Source organism: Kineococcus terrestris (genome assembly GCF_041020755.1).
In the GTDB taxonomy this organism is placed as follows: Bacteria; Actinomycetota; Actinomycetes; order Actinomycetales; family Kineococcaceae; genus Kineococcus; species Kineococcus terrestris.
On the sequence record NZ_JBEUEI010000035.1, the window covers coordinates 25,343 to 39,164 of the forward strand.

At 76.8% G+C, this 13,822-nt stretch carries 17 protein-coding genes; 10 read left to right on the forward strand and 7 right to left on the reverse strand.

Going from position 1 to position 13,822, the window contains the following annotated elements:
- The first annotated feature begins 90 nt into the window (after positions 1-90).
- Together AB8M62_RS17115 and AB8M62_RS17120 are read left to right on the forward strand one after the other, a co-directional pair.
- Complete coding sequence (locus tag AB8M62_RS17115) at positions 91-1,326, forward strand: sensor histidine kinase (RefSeq protein WP_369056153.1); 1,236 nt, start codon at positions 91-93, stop codon at positions 1,324-1,326.
- Complete coding sequence (locus AB8M62_RS17120; protein WP_369056170.1) at positions 1,314-2,021, forward strand: LuxR C-terminal-related transcriptional regulator; 708 nt, start codon at positions 1,314-1,316, stop codon at positions 2,019-2,021. The genes AB8M62_RS17115 and AB8M62_RS17120 overlap by 13 nt, the downstream gene beginning before the upstream one ends.
- A 16-nt stretch (positions 2,022-2,037) precedes the next feature.
- Here the strand turns inward: AB8M62_RS17120 and AB8M62_RS17125 are convergent, their stop codons facing one another.
- Entirely contained in the window at positions 2,038-2,619 is a 582-nt protein-coding gene (locus AB8M62_RS17125) for a helix-turn-helix domain-containing protein (RefSeq protein ID WP_369056154.1), read from the reverse strand.
- Between the two features lie 57 nt (positions 2,620-2,676).
- On the opposite strand from AB8M62_RS17125, the gene AB8M62_RS17130 reads away from it, so the two are divergent.
- Both AB8M62_RS17130 and AB8M62_RS17135 read left to right on the forward strand, forming a co-directional pair.
- Positions 2,677-3,360 carry an AzlC family ABC transporter permease gene (locus AB8M62_RS17130; protein WP_369070332.1) on the forward strand — a complete coding sequence of 228 codons (684 nt, stop codon included), beginning with the start codon at positions 2,677-2,679 and terminating at the stop codon, positions 3,358-3,360.
- The gene (locus AB8M62_RS17135) at positions 3,357-3,674 is read left to right on the forward strand and encodes an AzlD domain-containing protein (RefSeq protein WP_369070334.1); all 318 of its coding nucleotides are present in this window, start codon (positions 3,357-3,359) and stop codon (positions 3,672-3,674) included. Before AB8M62_RS17130 ends, AB8M62_RS17135 begins: the two co-directional genes overlap by 4 nt.
- Before the next feature lie 121 nt (positions 3,675-3,795).
- Here AB8M62_RS17135 and AB8M62_RS17140 read toward each other — a convergent pair whose 3' ends face one another.
- The 4 genes from AB8M62_RS17140 to AB8M62_RS17155 form a co-directional block, all read right to left on the reverse strand.
- Complete coding sequence (locus tag AB8M62_RS17140) at positions 3,796-4,299, reverse strand: VOC family protein (protein ID WP_369070336.1); 504 nt, start codon at positions 4,297-4,299, stop codon at positions 3,796-3,798.
- Between the two features lie 190 nt (positions 4,300-4,489).
- Positions 4,490-4,903: an ester cyclase gene (locus AB8M62_RS17145; protein WP_369070337.1), complete on the reverse strand. Its 414-nt coding sequence runs from the start codon at positions 4,901-4,903 to the stop codon at positions 4,490-4,492.
- Positions 4,904-4,934: 31 nt separating this feature from the next.
- Complete coding sequence (locus AB8M62_RS17150; RefSeq protein ID WP_369070338.1) at positions 4,935-5,744, reverse strand: NAD(P)H-binding protein; 810 nt, start codon at positions 5,742-5,744, stop codon at positions 4,935-4,937.
- Between the two features lie 76 nt (positions 5,745-5,820).
- Entirely contained in the window at positions 5,821-6,690 is an 870-nt protein-coding gene (locus AB8M62_RS17155) for an AraC family transcriptional regulator (protein ID WP_369070340.1), read from the reverse strand.
- Positions 6,691-6,924: 234 nt separating this feature from the next.
- On the opposite strand from AB8M62_RS17155, the gene AB8M62_RS17160 reads away from it, so the two are divergent.
- The 3 genes from AB8M62_RS17160 (at position 6,925) to AB8M62_RS17170 (ending at position 8,771) form a co-directional block, all read left to right on the forward strand.
- Positions 6,925-7,116: a FitA-like ribbon-helix-helix domain-containing protein gene (locus tag AB8M62_RS17160; protein WP_373694984.1), complete on the forward strand. Its 192-nt coding sequence runs from the start codon at positions 6,925-6,927 to the stop codon at positions 7,114-7,116.
- The gene (locus AB8M62_RS17165) at positions 7,113-7,499 is read left to right on the forward strand and encodes a type II toxin-antitoxin system death-on-curing family toxin (protein ID WP_369070342.1); all 387 of its coding nucleotides are present in this window, start codon (positions 7,113-7,115) and stop codon (positions 7,497-7,499) included. Before AB8M62_RS17160 ends, AB8M62_RS17165 begins: the two co-directional genes overlap by 4 nt.
- Before the next feature lie 63 nt (positions 7,500-7,562).
- Complete coding sequence (locus tag AB8M62_RS17170) at positions 7,563-8,771, forward strand: FAD-binding domain-containing protein (protein WP_369070344.1); 1,209 nt, start codon at positions 7,563-7,565, stop codon at positions 8,769-8,771.
- Between the two features lie 90 nt (positions 8,772-8,861).
- On the opposite strand, the gene AB8M62_RS17175 is transcribed toward AB8M62_RS17170, so the two are convergent.
- The gene (locus AB8M62_RS17175; protein WP_369070346.1) at positions 8,862-10,484 is read right to left on the reverse strand and encodes an MDR family MFS transporter; all 1,623 of its coding nucleotides are present in this window, start codon (positions 10,482-10,484) and stop codon (positions 8,862-8,864) included.
- Positions 10,485-10,519: 35 nt separating this feature from the next.
- Positions 10,520-11,092 (reverse strand): TetR/AcrR family transcriptional regulator, encoded by a 573-nt coding sequence (locus AB8M62_RS17180; RefSeq protein WP_369070347.1) that lies wholly within the window; start codon positions 11,090-11,092, stop codon positions 10,520-10,522.
- Between the two features lie 103 nt (positions 11,093-11,195).
- On the opposite strand from AB8M62_RS17180, the gene AB8M62_RS17185 reads away from it, so the two are divergent.
- The 3 genes from AB8M62_RS17185 (at position 11,196) to AB8M62_RS17195 (ending at position 13,663) form a co-directional block, all read left to right on the forward strand.
- The gene (locus tag AB8M62_RS17185; protein ID WP_369070349.1) at positions 11,196-12,128 is read left to right on the forward strand and encodes an aldo/keto reductase; all 933 of its coding nucleotides are present in this window, start codon (positions 11,196-11,198) and stop codon (positions 12,126-12,128) included.
- A 62-nt stretch (positions 12,129-12,190) separates the two neighbouring features.
- The gene (locus AB8M62_RS17190) at positions 12,191-13,039 is read left to right on the forward strand and encodes a phosphatase PAP2 family protein (protein ID WP_369070351.1); all 849 of its coding nucleotides are present in this window, start codon (positions 12,191-12,193) and stop codon (positions 13,037-13,039) included.
- Between the two features lie 45 nt (positions 13,040-13,084).
- On the forward strand, positions 13,085-13,663 hold the full coding sequence (locus AB8M62_RS17195; protein WP_369056167.1) for a bacterial proteasome activator family protein: 579 nt from the start codon (positions 13,085-13,087) through the stop codon (positions 13,661-13,663).
- Positions 13,664-13,822: the final 159 nt, after the last annotated feature.

Here is a 13,822-nt window from a genome sequence, read left to right on the forward strand (position 1 = left end):
CCTGAGACGACCCTGGACGTGGGCCCGGAGGACCCTGGTCCCCGTCCCCGGGGGGATCCCGGACCGCCCGCCGCGTGCCACGATCGCGGCGTGGAGACGACCACCGAGGAACCCGCGGCCGCGGCCCCACCGGTGCGGCGCGCGCTCGTGCGCCCCGTCGCCGGGCGGCGGGCCGCGGGGGTGGCCGCGGGGCTGGCCGCCCACCTCGGGCTGCCGGTGTCGCGGGTGCGCACCGCGTTCGTGGCGGCGGCCGTCCTGGCCGGGGCGGGGTTCTTCCTCTACGCGGCCTGGTGGCTGCTGGTCCCCGACGAGCGCGACGTCACCCCCGGCGGCCCGCGCCCCGGCAAGCGCGCCGACCCCTCCGCGTGGGTCCTGGAGCACCGCGACACCCTCGTCGGCGTCGCGCTCGTCCTGACCGCGGCCGTCGCCGCCGGGCGGGTGTCCGACTCCGACGTGCTGCTGCAGGTCCTCGTCCCGCTGCTCGTCGTCGGCGCCGGTCTCGTCCTGGCGTGGAGCCAGCTGGACGCCACCCGCCGCGCGCGCCTCGTCGGCGGCGGCGGGCGGCGGGCGGCGCTGCGGGTGGGCGCCGGCGCCTCCCTCGTCGCGACGGGGGTGGTCCTCGTCCTCGTCGTCGGCGACCCCGCGGCGTTCGGGCAGTCGACGCTGGCGGGGCTGGCGGTGTTCGCCGGGCTGGCGATCGTCGTGGCCCCGTGGGCGGTGCGCCTGTACGGCGACCTGGGCGCCGAGCGCGCCGCCCTGGCCCGCGAGCAGGAGCGCGCGGAACTGGCCGCGCACGTGCACGACTCGGTGCTGCAGACCCTCGCGCTCATCCAGCGCCGCAGCGGCGACGGCGCCGAGGTGGCGCGGCTGGCGCGCGCGCAGGAGCGCGACCTGCGCCGCTGGCTGTACGGCGACCACGGCACCGCCACCGGAACGCTCGGGGCGGCGCTGCGCGCGGCGGCCGCGGAGGTGGAGGACGCCACCGCCGCCACCGTCGACGTCGTCCTCGTCGGCGACCTGGACACCCTGCGGCTGGACCGCGCCACCTCCGCGCTGGCGCAGGCGGCGCGGGAGGCGCTGCTGAACGCCGGCCGGCACGCCGGGGGCGCGGTGTCCCTGTACGCGGAGCGGATGGGCGCGGACCTGGAGGTGTTCGTGCGCGACCGCGGCCCCGGTTTCGACCTGGACGCGGTGCCCGCGGACCGGCTGGGGGTGCGCGAGTCGGTCCTGGGCCGCATGCGGCGCGCGGGCGGGGAGGCGCTGGTGCGCCGGCCGGCGGACGGGGGCACCGAGGTCGTGCTGCGGCTGCCAGGATCGGGCGGGTGAAGGGGACGGTGAAGCGCGTCGTCGTCGTCGACGACCACCGGATGGTGCGCGTCGGGGTGCGGGCCGAGCTGGCGGGCGCCGACGACGTGGAGGTCGTCGGGGAGGCCGCCGACGCGGCGTCGGCCGTCGACGTGGTGCACCGGCTGCACCCGGACGTCGTGCTGCTGGACGTGCACCTGCCCCTGGCCGCCGGGGAGTCCACCGCTCCCGGCGCCGGGTCGGGCGGGGCGGAGGTCCTCACCCGCTGCGCCGACCTGCTGGCCGCCGACCCGCCGGTGCGGTTCCTGGCCCTGAGCGTCTCCGACGCCGCCGACGACGTCATCGCCGTCATCCGCCGCGGCGCGCGCGGCTACGTCACCAAGTCCATCGCCGGGGACGAGCTGGCCGCGGCCGTGCGGCGGGTCGCGGACGGCGACGCCGTGTTCTCCCCGCGGCTGGCGGGTTTCGTCCTCGACGCGTTCGGCGCGATGAGCGGCGAGGTGGCCGCCGCCGACGACGAGCTGGACCGCCTGTCGGCGCGCGAGCGGGAGGTGATGCGGCTCATCGCCCGCGGCTACGCCTACAAGGAGGTCGCGAAGGAGCTGTTCATCTCCGTCAAGACGGTGGAGACCCACGTGTCCGCGGTGCTGCGCAAGCTGCAGCTGTCCAACCGGCACGAGCTGACGCGGTGGGCGGCGGCGCGCCGGCTGCTGTGAGGGGGGCGGACCCAGCTCACACGTGCTCGGACACCAGCACCGCGGTGGTGCCGGGTTCCAGCGCCTCGAAGACGTGCTCGACGTCGCCGGGGTAGCGCACGTAGTCGCCGGGGCCGAGCTCGACGGTCTCGTCCGTCGTCCCGACCCGGGCGCGCCCCACGGACAGGACGACGTGCTCGACGACGCCCTGGCCGTGCGGGTCGGCCAGCCGCGGGCGGCCGGGGTCGGCGCTGACGAGGTAGACGTCGCGGCGGGCGTTCGGCGGGCTGGTCGTCAGCAGCGTCGCGGCGTAGTCGGCGTCGCCGGCGCTGAACCGCACGCCCTCGCCGAAGCGCACGACCTCGACGGCGGCGCGCGGGGGGTCGACGAGGTGGGAGAACGGGACGCCGAGGGCGGTGGACAGCGCCCACAGCGTCTCGATCGAGGGGTTGCCGGTGGCCGACTCCAGCTGCGACAGCGTCGACTTGGCGACGCCGGCGCGGCGCGCGAGCTCGGTCAGCGACAGCCCGGCGCGCGTGCGCTCGCGGCGCAGCGAGCGCGCCAGGACCTGCGCGACACCCGGCGGTGCGCCCGACGGACCCGGTGCTCCCTCGGTCACGGTTCCCGGCCTCCCCGCGGTTGACGACCACCTCCGACTGTGTTCATCCTAGCGAACATGCGTTCGTTCTGGCGAACACCCCTGGTGCGCGACGCCCTGCTCGTCGCCGTGGCCAGCGGGGTGGTCGGCGTGGCCTTCGGCGCCGTGGCCACCAGCACCGGCCTGCCGTGGTGGCTCGTCCTCCTGTCCTCCCTCGTCGTCTTCGGCGGCGCCTCGCAGTTCCTGCTCGTGGCCCTGCTGGCCTCCGGCGCCGGGGTCGTCGCGGCGGTCCTCGCGGCCCTCGTCGTCAACGTGCGGTTCCTGCCGCTGAGCTTCGCCGTCGCCGGTTCCCTGCCCCGCGGGCGGGCGCGGTGGCTGGCGCTGCACCTCGTCACCGACGAGACCGTCGCGTTCGCGCGCGCCCGCGGCGGCGCCAGCGCGTTCACGCTCCTCGGCGTCGCCCAGTTCGCCTGCTGGAACGTCGGCACCCTCGCCGGCGTCCTCGCCGCCGGCGCGATGGGCGACACGGCCGCCTGGGGCGTCGACGCCGCGTTCCCCGCCGCGCTGCTCGCGCTCGTCCTGCCCGCGCTGGCCGACCGGGCGGTGCGCCGCACGGCGGTCGCCGGCTGCGCGCTCGCCGTCGCCGCCACCCCGGTCCTGCCCGCGGGGGTCCCCGTCCTGCTGTCCCTGCTCGCGCTGGGACCGGCTGCGCTGCAACTGGTCCGCGAGCGCGGGACGCGCACCGCGCAGGTGGCGTCGTGAGCGGCGCGGTCCTGCTGGCCGTCGGCGTCTGCGCCGCCGGGACGTACGCGCTACGCGCGCTGGGCGTCCTGCTGGCCTCCCGGGTGACGCTGCCGGAGGCCGTGCAGGACCTCGTCGGGCGCGGCACGGTCGTGCTGCTGCTGGCCCTCGTCGCCACCAGCACCCTGTTCGAGGGCGGTGGCGGCGCGGGCGCCGCCCGGCCCGCCGGGGTGCTGGTCGCCGGGGTCCTCGCGTGGCGGCGGGTGCCGTTCGTCGCCGTCGTCCTCGTGGGCGCGGGGACCGCCGCGGCGCTGCGGGCGGTGGGCGTGCCGTGACGTGCGCACGAGCCGCTGCCGCCCTCGGCGGAGCCGCGGCGCGGCGGGCGGCGTCCGCGACGACGTGGACGACCCGGGTCCCCTCCCGGCGCCGGCTCCGGGGAAGCGCCGCGGAGACGCGTCAGGGCGCGGACACGGGCACCGACGGCAGTCGCGGGGTCGTGTAGAAGGACACCGCCCCGTCGCTGGAGAAGGACAGGCCCGTGAACGGCGGCGCGGGTCCGTCGCCGTCGCAGACGAAGCGCAGGACGCAGCCGTCCGGGTCGGTCACGTCGACCGCCGCGCCGTCCGGACCGCGCTCCTGGAGCGGGCCGTGCGGGACCCCGATGTCCTCGCAGTGCCGCACGAAGTCGAGCAGGCCCTGCCGCGGGCCGAGGTCGAACGCCACGACGTCGAAGCCGTCCAGGACCGGCCGGCTCGCGCACACCCGTCGATCACGCAGCGAGACGTCGAAACCGGTGTCGCGGTCGACGAGCGCGACCCCCCGGAGCTGACCGTCCTCCACGAACTCCCGCGCCAGGGTCAGTCCGAGGAGCCGCGCGTACCACGGACCGCTGGTGGCCAGGTCCGTCACGGGGATCTTGACGTGCTTGATGCCGCGGATGCCGTGACCCACGTCGTCCACCTCCACCTGCCGGGAGTCACCGATGACGCGCCGAGCGCGGGTCCCAGCGTGCCGTCCCCCCGGTCGTCGGACAAGGCCGTCCGGCGCTGGACGGAGGGCCGCCCACACCCGGGCGGCACGGGCCTCGGCTGACCACCTGCCACCGCTCCACCCGGTGGGCGGTCGGCGGGACTCGGCGGCGACGGCTGGATCAGGCGGTGCCGGGGACGGGGGTCGTCAGGGCGTCGCGGAGCACGGGGAACAGGTCCCCCCAGCACCGGTCGATCCGGCCGTCGGTGATCCGGTAGACGACCAGCTCCTGCACCTCGACCTTCCGCCCGGTGGCGGCGACGCCGCTGAAGGTCCCGGTGTGCGTCCCCCGGCCGACCAGCCGGGCCGCGATCGCGCCGCCCTCGACGACCACGTCCTGCACGTCCCAGCGGTAGTCGGGGAAACCCGTGCACACGGCGCGGACCCCGTCGACGTAGGCGGCCAGCCCGTCGACGGGTCCGGAACCGCTCACCGCCTCGGAGACGAACTCCCCCAGCTGGTCGAAGCGGCGCTCGTTGCAGCAGGCGAGGTAGCGCTCGTACAGGGCGACGACGTCAGCGCGTTCGAGTTCCACGAGGTCACGCTCCCACGGCCGGGCCGGGCGCTCACCCGCGGAACGCGTCGGCGTTCCGGCGCGCCCACTCCTCGAACGTCGTGGCCGGACGGCCCGTCACCTCCTGCACGACGGTCGTCGCCGCGGCACCGCCCTCGGCGAAACCCGCCAGGACGGTGTCGACGTACCAGGCGGCGTCCTCGCCCATCGCCGCCGCCAGCGCCTCGACGGCCTCGTCGCGCTCCACCCGCACGAACGGGACGTCCCGGCCCAGCGCCCGGCCGAGGGCCGCGGCCAGGTCGCGGCGCGTCAGCACCTGCGGGCCGGTCAGGCTGAGCGCGCGGCCCTCGTGCCCCTCGCCGAGCAGGGCCGCCGCCGCGACCTCGGCGACGTCGTCCAGCGCCACCGGCGCGCTGGCGGCGTCCGGCCACGGCTCGCGCACGCCGCCGCGCTCGCGCACCTGCGGCGCCCACACCAGGGCGTTCTCCGTGAAGTCCCCCGGCCACAGGTGCGTCCACGGCAGACCGGACGCCTCGACGGCCGCGGTCACCGCGCCCCACCAGCTCTCGGGTTCGCCGGACAGGTCGACGACGCGGCCGACGCCGGCGCGGCGGGCGGCCGCCACGACCCGTTCCGCGGTGGCCGGTGACGGCGCCAGGTAGAGGCGGTCGACGCCCCGCAGCGCCTCCTCGAGCACCTCCGGCCGGGCCGCGGTCCCCCGCACCACCCGCACCCCCGCCGGCAGCGCCGCGCGCCCGGGGTCCACGGTCAGGGCGACGACGTCGCCGGCGCCCCGGGCCAGCAGGTGGTCCACCACCCGGCGGCCGACGCTGCCGGTGGCACCGGTGACCAGGAACCGCACAGCGCCTCCTCCCCGTGCTCGCGCACCAGCAGGTCACCACGGTCCGCGGGCCCCGGGCAAGGGCCCGCGGACCGCGTCAGGCCGGTTCCACCGGCAGCCACAGCTCGCACGTGGCGGTGCTGAAGTCGTCGGCGCGCTCCAGCACGGCGACGACCTCCGGGCCCGGCCGCAGCCGCCACGGGTTCGACGGGAACCACTCCGTGGCGGTGGCCGCCCACGTCTCCTGCAGCGCAGCGGGGTGCGGGCCGGAGCTGCGGAACACCGCCCACGTCCCGGCGGGCACCTCCAGCACGTCCAGGTCCCCGGGCACGGACGCGCCGGCCTCCACGGCGACGCCGTGCAGGTGGGTCAGCTCGGTGCCCTCGGCGCGGTCCGGGTCGAGGTCGTCGCTGACGGACAGCAACCCCTTCGGCTCGGTCCCGCTCAGCGCCTTCAGCCGCTGGTGCTCGGCCGCCGGGATCGCGGCGACGTGCTCGGCGATGCGGGGGTTCGCCCCCTCGTGCACGAGGGGGACGCGGGCGGCGTGGCCCACGAGGCGGAAGGCGGGACGGTCGACGACGCGGACGTCCATCGGGTCTGCTCCTCTCACGGTCAGCTGGAACGACAGGCGCGGTTGCGCCCGCAGCGGTCCGCCGTTGCGGCGGACCTCGGAGGGACCGGCGCCGTGCACCGCGCGGAACGCGCGGGCGAACGCCTCGGTCGAGCCGTACCCGTGGTCGACGGCGATGCCCAGCAGGTCGCGCTCGCCGCGCACGACGTCCGCCGCGGCCAGCGTCATCCGCCGACGGCGCACGTACTCCGACAGCGGCATCCCGGCCAGCGACGAGAACATCCGGCGCAGGTGGTGCTCGGTGGTGCCGAGCGACCGCGCCCACGCGGCGACGTCGAGGTCACCGGCGGTGTCGCGCTCGACGAGGTCGACGAGCCGGTTCAGCGTTCCGATCACGGGTCCTCCCTCCTGACGTCCAGCCTGGACCGCGGCGGGCACCGCGCGCCCGACACCTGCGGACCGGTGCTATCGGGTGCCGACCCCACCCCACCCCGCCCCACCTCTCCCGTGATCTTGCAGGGTTTCCCAGCAAGATCACGGCGGTGGTGCGACCGGGTCCGGCTCTGGCCCCGACCGGCCGAGAAGTCCGTGGCGATCGCGGTACCGCGGCGGTACCGTCCTGGTGTGGCCATGAACCTGCGCTTGACCGACGAGGAGACCGAGGCTCTGCGCCGCCGCGCTGAGCAAGAAGGACGATCCATGCAGGAGGTCGCTCGGACCGCCATCGACCAGTACGTGTCCGACCGCTCCGCTCGCCTGCGCGCCGCCGTGGAACGGGTGCGCACCGAGGACGCCGAACTCCTCGCCCGTCTGGCCCGGTGAGCCGGCCGGAGCGCCCGGTCGACCACCTGTCGCTGGAGGACCTCCTGCAGATCGCCGACGGCGTGGTCGACGGCGTCCAGGTGCGCGATGCTGGACTGCTGGCGTCAGCGGCGGCACGCCCGCGCACCACCGTCTTCGGCCGTGAGGCGTACCCCGCGCTGGCCGACAAGGCCGCAGCCCTCATGCACTCGCTGGCGCGGAACCACCCGCTGGTCGACGGCAACAAGCGGCTGGCGTGGTCCGCCACCCGTGTCTTCTGCCTGCTCAACGGCACGGACCTGGTGATGGACGTCGACGACGCCGAGCGCATGGTGCTCGCAGTGGCAGCGGGCGAGCTCGACGCCGCAGGCCTCTCCGCGCTCATCGGTGACCACCTCACCTGACCGCCCCCTCGCCCGACGCCCCGCCCGGGTGCCGTCAGCGCCGCCCCGGGCGAGGATCGGGCGGTGCCCCAGCTGCCGCCCCCGCCCGCCGACCGCGACGGGGTCGTCGCCTGGGTCGGCACCCACCTCGGCCACCTGACCCACGAGGGCCCGGACGCGCCGGTCGCCGCCTCGCCCGTGCGCGGCGGGCAGTCCGCGGCCGACGCCGCGCTGGCCGCGCTCGACCTCACCGGCTACGCGGCCCGGCGCAGCGAGGTCCTGCCCCGCGAGCGGCGCGGCGCCACCCGCCTGTCCCCCTACGTCCGGCACGGCCTGCTGCCGCTGCCGGCGGTGTGGGCGGCGGCGGCCGGCGCCCCGCCGCGGGACCGGGCGAAGTTCCGCGACGAGCTGCTGTGGCAGGAGTACGCGCGCCACCTGTACGCGCGCCTGGGCCCGGCGACCGCGCGGCCGCTGCGCTTCGGCGACCCCGTGCCCGCGCAGCCGTGGACCCGCGAACCGTGGCCGGACGACATGGCGTGCGTGGCCGAGACCACCGCGGAACTGCACGAGGAGGGCTGGCTGGTCAACCAGACCCGCATGTGGCTGGCCTCGCAGTGGTCCGTGCGCGCGGGCCGGGACTGGCGCGAGGGCGCCGCCGAGATGTACCGGCACCTGCTCGACGGCTCCCCCGCCGCCAACCGGCTCGGCTGGCAGTGGGCCGTGGGCACCGGCACGGGGAAGGTCTACGGGTTCAGCCGCTGGCAGGTGGAGAAGCGCGCGCCGGGCCTGTGCGGCACGTGCGCGCTGCGGCGCGCCTGCCCCGTGCAGGACTGGCCGGAGACCGACGCCGGCCCGCGCGTGGAACCCCCCGACGGGCTGGCCGGCGGTCCCACCGACGCCGGACCCCGCGGGCCCGAGGTGACCGGGGAACCCGACGCGGTGTGGCTGACCGCCGAGTCGCTGGGCGACACCGACCCCGCGCTGGCCGCCCACCCGGACCTGCCCGCGGTGTTCGTCCTCGACGAACCCCTCCTCGTGCGGTTGCGGCTGTCCGGCAAGCGGCTGGTGTTCCTCGCCGAGACGCTGGCGGAACTGGGCTGCGAGGTGCGCCTGGGCGACCCCGTCGCCGAGCTGGCCGGGCGCCGCCTGGCCGTCACCCACGCCCCCGTCCCGGGTTTCCGCCGCCGCGCCGAGCGCCTGGACGTCGTCGCCCGCCACCCCTGGCCGTGGCTGCGCCGGCCCGGTTCCGGGTCGCTGCGCTCCTTCAGCGCGTGGGCGCGCGCGGCGCGCTGAGGACCACCCGCGCGGCGACGGCCCCGGGCCGCGCAGCACGTGCCGCGCGGCCCGGGGCCGTCGTGCGTCCGGGGCCGTCGCGCGTCCGGGTCAGGCGCGGGTGGGGTCCGCGTCCCGGTCGGTGCCGGTGGACTGGAACGGCAGGCCCGGCGCGTCCTCGCCCGGCCGCGCGTCGGACTGCGCCGCCTCGGCCTCGCCCTCGCTCAGCGCGGTGGTCGAGGCGAGCGGGACCTCCGGCAGGAACAGGGCGATGAGCGTGCCCAGCAGGAACACCGGCACCATCCACCCGAAGATCGGCGTCAGCGCGCCGGCGTAGGCGTCGACGACACCGCCGGCCACCTCCGGCGGGAGGTTCCGCACGATCTCCGGCGTCAGCGACGTCGCGCTCTGCTCACCCGCCCCGGCGGGGAACAGGGTGACGAGGCGGTCGGTGAGCCGGCTGGTGAACACCGCGCCCAGCGCGGCCGCGCCGACCGTGACGCCCAGCTCGCGGAACAGGTTGTTCGAGGAGGTCGCCACGCCGACCTCGCGGGGGGCGACGGCGTTCTGCACGGCCAGCACGAGGACCTGCATGAACACGCCCAGGCCCGCGCCGAGGACCGCCAGGTACACGCCGAGCTGCCACAGCGGGGTGCCCGTGCCGATGGTCGCCAGCAGCGCCATCCCCCCCGCGGCGACGGCCGTGCCGACCACGGGGAACACCTTGTAGCGGCCCGTCCGCGTGATGAGGACGCCGGAGGCGATGCCGAACAGCAGCAGCCCGAACACCATGGGCAGCAGCAGCAGACCGGACTCGGTGGCGTTCACGCCGTAGACCATCTGCAGGTACGTCGGCAGGTAGGCCAGGGCGCCCATCAGCCCGGCACCGACGACGAACCCTAGCAGCGTGGTGACGACGAACGTGCGGTTGCGGAACAGCCGCAGCGGGATCACCGGGGAGGACGCGCGCCGCTCCACCGCGACGAACGCCAGCACCAGCACGACGGTCGCGGCGATCAACCCGAGGATCGTCGGCGAACCCCAGGCGTGGTCGGTGCCGCCCCAGCTGGTGACGAGGACCGTGCCGGTCAGGGCGAGGGCCAGCAGCACCATGCCGGGGTAGTCGATCCGCTCGGTGTTGCGGCGCGCGGGCAGCTTCAGCGTGATGGCCGCGACGGCGAACGCGACCGCGCCCAGCGGCAGGTTGATCCAGAAGATCCAGCGCCAGTGGGCGGAGTCGGTCAGCCAGCCGCCCAGCAGCGGCCCGAGGACGGCCGAGGCGCCGAACACCGCGCCGAGGGGGGCCATGAACTTCGCGCGGTCCCGGGCGGGGACGACGTCCGCGATGATCGTCTGCGACATGATCATCAGGCCGGCGCCGCCGAGGCCCTGCACGCCGCGGAAGGCGACCAGCTGGAGCATCGACTGCGAGAAACCGGCCAGCGCCGAGCCGAGCAGGAACAGCGCGATGGCGACGAGGAACAGGTTCTTGCGGCCGACGAGGTCGCCGAGCTTGCCGTAGACGGGCATGGCGACGGTCAGGGCCAGCGTGTAGGCGGTGATGGTCCACGCCATGTGCTGCAGGCCGTCGAGCTCGCCGACGATCGTCGGCAGCGCGGTGCCGACGATCGTCTGGTCGAGCGAGGCGAGCAGCATGACGAGCACCAGCGAGGTGAAGATCCAGCCGATGCGCGGCGCGGTCCGCGCGGGCTCGGCGGGGGCGGGGGCGGTCACGGGTCCTCCGGGAGAGCGGTGCTGAGCGGGTGGGGTCAGGCGGTGAGGGCGCGCAGGGCGTCCAGGACGCGGCGCACCGAGCGCTGCGGGTCGGCGCTGGGGTCGTGCACCCACTCGTGGGCGCTGACGCGCAGCAGGGCCCCGACCACGGCGGCGACGGCCTGCGCGCGCAGGTCGTCGGCGGCGGGGTCGCGGCGGGCGTAGGCGGTGGCGAACACCTGCTCGGTCTCGTGGAAGCGGGCGAGCATCCGGGGCAGCAGCTCCGGGTTGGCCTCCACGACGCCCATCACGCGCAGGAAGCGGTCGCGGTCGGCGGCCATGAGCGCCGACTGCGCGCCCAGCAGCTCCTCCAGCGCGGGCAGCAGCGGCCCGGTGGAGGTGGCGAAGCGCTCGAGGGCGTCCTCGTCCCAGGTGTGCCCGGAGTGCAGGAGGGCGTCGTCCTTGGACGGGAAGTAGTTGAAGAAGGTGCGGCGGGAGACGCCGGCCGCGGCCGCGATGTCGTCGGCGGTCACGGCCGCCCAGCCGTCGCGGTCGGCGAGGTCGAGGGCGGCGGCCGCGATCTCGTCGGCCGTCTCCTGCCGGCGGCGTTCGCGCAGGGGGGAGGTCACCCCAGCAACATGCACTCCGTGCAAGCTCTGCGTCAAGTGCACGACAGGCACGGAGTGCATCCTCCGGGTGGTGCGCGCGGGGAACGGGTGGTCGACTGGCGCCATGACCCGCATCGGCACCTCCGAGCTCGACGTCCGCCCCCTGTGCCTGGGCGCCAACACCTTCGGCTGGACCTCCGACGAGGCCGAGTCCCACCGCGTGCTCGACGCCTTCGTCGACGGCGGCGGCGACTTCCTCGACACCGCCGACGTCTACTCCGCCTGGTCCGACGGCGGCGCCGGCATCTCCGAGACGATCATCGGGTCCTGGTTCGAGAAGTCCGGCAAGCGCGACGCCGTCGTCCTGGCCACCAAGGTCGGCAAGGCCCCCGGCCTCGACGACCTGCGCGCCGACACGATCCGCCGCGGCGTCGACGCCTCCCTGCAGCGCCTGCGCACCGACCGCATCGACCTGTACTGGGCGCACGCCGACGACGAGGGCACCCCGCTGGCCGAGACCCTCGGCGCCTTCGACGAGCTCGTCACCGCCGGCAAGGTCCGCGCGATCGGCGCCTCCAACTACACCGCCCCCCGCCTGGAGGAGGCGCTGGAGACCTCGCGCCGCGAGGGCTTCGCCAGCTACGTCGCGCTGCAGAACGAGTACCACCTCATGGCGCGCGGCGAGTACGAGGAGCGCACCGCCGACGTCGTCGCCGCCAACGGCCTCGCGATGGTCCCCTACGCCGCCCTCGCCTCCGGCTTCCTCACCGGCAAGTACCGCCCCGGCCAGCTCGCCGAGAGCCAGCGGCGGGCCAAGGCCGCCGCCTACCTGGACGACCCCCGCGGGCCCCGCGTCCTGGCCGCCCTCGACGAGGCCGCCGCCGCCCACGGCACCGACGTCACCAGCGTCGCGCTGGCCTGGCTGGCCCAGCAGGACACCGTCGTCGCGCCGATCGCCTCCGCGCGCACCGTCGAGCAGCTGCCCACCCTGCTCGCGGCCGCCGACCTGGAGCTGACGCAGGAGGAGCTGGCCGCCCTGGAGCGCGCCTCCCGCTGATCCTCACCACTCCCCCACGGCTCGGGGCGACGCCCGCGCGGGCGGTGCCGCACAGTGGAGGCATGGCGACCTCGGCACCCGTGCAGCAGCGACCGCGCTCCGGCCGGCGGCCCGCGCGCGCGTCGCTCGCGGCCGCCGCCACCGCCCTGGTGCCGGCGGCCGCCTTCGCCGTCCTGTACTGGGCCGCCGTCCTCACCCCGCGGGGGCAGACCGCCGAGAACGCGCTGCACGCCGCGGCCAGCGGGCGCAGCGTGGCCGACGGGGTGGGCTGGCTGCAGCCGCTGTTCGGCGTCGAGCAGTCGCTGCGGCCCGTCCACCTGCTCGCCGGCCTCGGCGTGCTCACCGTCGTCGGCCTGCTCAGCGGCCGCGGCCGCCTGCGGCGCACCGTCCACGGCGCCGGCGTCGCCCTGGGAACCCTCGGCGCCACCGAGGTCCTCAAGCACGTCGTCCTGCAGCGCCCCGACCTCGGCGCCGTCTACGGCCCCTACGCCAACAGCCTGCCCAGCGGCCACACCGCCGCCGTCCTCGGCCTCGCGCTGGGGCTGCTGCTCGTCGTCCCGCGCGTCCTGCGCGCGCCCGTCGCCCTCGTCGGCGCCTTCGCCGCGGGCAGCATGGCCGCCTTCGTCGTCGACGACGGCTGGCACCGCGTCAGCGACGTCCTGGCCTCCGCGCTGGTCGGCGCGACCGTCCTGTGCCTGGCGCTGGCTCTGCCCTCCCCGGCGCGCCGGCGCCCCGGCCGGCTGCTCGCGCTGGCCGCGGGCGTGCCCGTCCTGTCGGCCCTGGCCCTCGTCGTCACCTACACCGGGCCCGTCGCCGGGTTCCGCACCGGTGTGGCCGCGGGCGCGGTCGTCGTCGCCGCGACCGTCCTGCTGGCCGCGCGCGCCGTCCCCCGCGAGCCGGGCCGCCGCTGACCCGCGGGGAGGTGGACCGCGGGAGCGGCGGGCAGGATGAGAGCCATGTCCGACGCTGCGAACCTCCCCGAGGACCCCACCCCGCCCGACGCGCCCCGCGAGACCGCGGACGGCCCGGACCCGCGGGTCGTCGTCGTCACGCCCCAGGGGATGGGCATCGCCGAACCGCCCGAGGACGGTGCGCCCGGGCCGGCCGACATGGTCTCCCAGCCCGCCAAGGTCATGCGGATCGGCAGCATGATCAAGCAGCTGCTGGAGGAGGTGCGCTCCGCGCCCCTCGACGAGGCCGGCCGCGCGCGCCTGGCCTCGATCCACGACCGGTCCATCTCCGAGCTGGAGGACGGCCTGGCCCCCGAGCTGGTCGAGGAGCTGCGCCGCATCGCACTGCCCTTCGCGCAGGGCTCCGCGCCCTCGGAGAGCGAGCTGCGCATCGCCCAGGCCCAGCTCGTCGGCTGGCTGGAGGGCCTCTTCCACGGCATCCAGACCGCCCTCGTCGCCCAGCAGATGGCCGCGCAGGCGCAGCTGCAGGAGATGCGCCGCGCCCTGCCCGGCGGCGGGCCGCAGGGTCCTCGCGGCGGCGGGATGCCCACCGTGCAGCCGCCCACCACCGGGCAGTACCTGTGAGGCGGGCCGCGTGAAGCGGCCCGCCCGGCCGTGAGGCTCGCCTTCTGGCGGGGGGGGGGGGGGGGGGGGGGGGGGGGGGGGGGGGGGGGGGGGGGGGGGGGGGGGGGGGCGCGGGCGGGGCGCCGGGGGGGCCGGGCGCTGGGGCCGGGGGGCGGCGCG

Excerpts from the sequence above, each read along its gene's own strand:
- AB8M62_RS17130 (WP_369070332.1), top strand. The coding sequence starts at position 2,677 with ATGCGTTCGTTCTGGCGAACACCCCTGGTGCGCGACGCCCTGCTCGTC.
- AB8M62_RS17160 (WP_373694984.1), top strand. The coding sequence starts at position 6,925 with ATGAACCTGCGCTTGACCGACGAGGAGACCGAGGCTCTGCGCCGCCGC.
- AB8M62_RS17185 (WP_369070349.1), top strand. The coding sequence starts at position 11,196 with ATGACCCGCATCGGCACCTCCGAGCTCGACGTCCGCCCCCTGTGCCTG.
- AB8M62_RS17190 (WP_369070351.1), top strand. The coding sequence starts at position 12,191 with ATGGCGACCTCGGCACCCGTGCAGCAGCGACCGCGCTCCGGCCGGCGG.
- AB8M62_RS17195 (WP_369056167.1), top strand. The coding sequence starts at position 13,085 with ATGTCCGACGCTGCGAACCTCCCCGAGGACCCCACCCCGCCCGACGCG.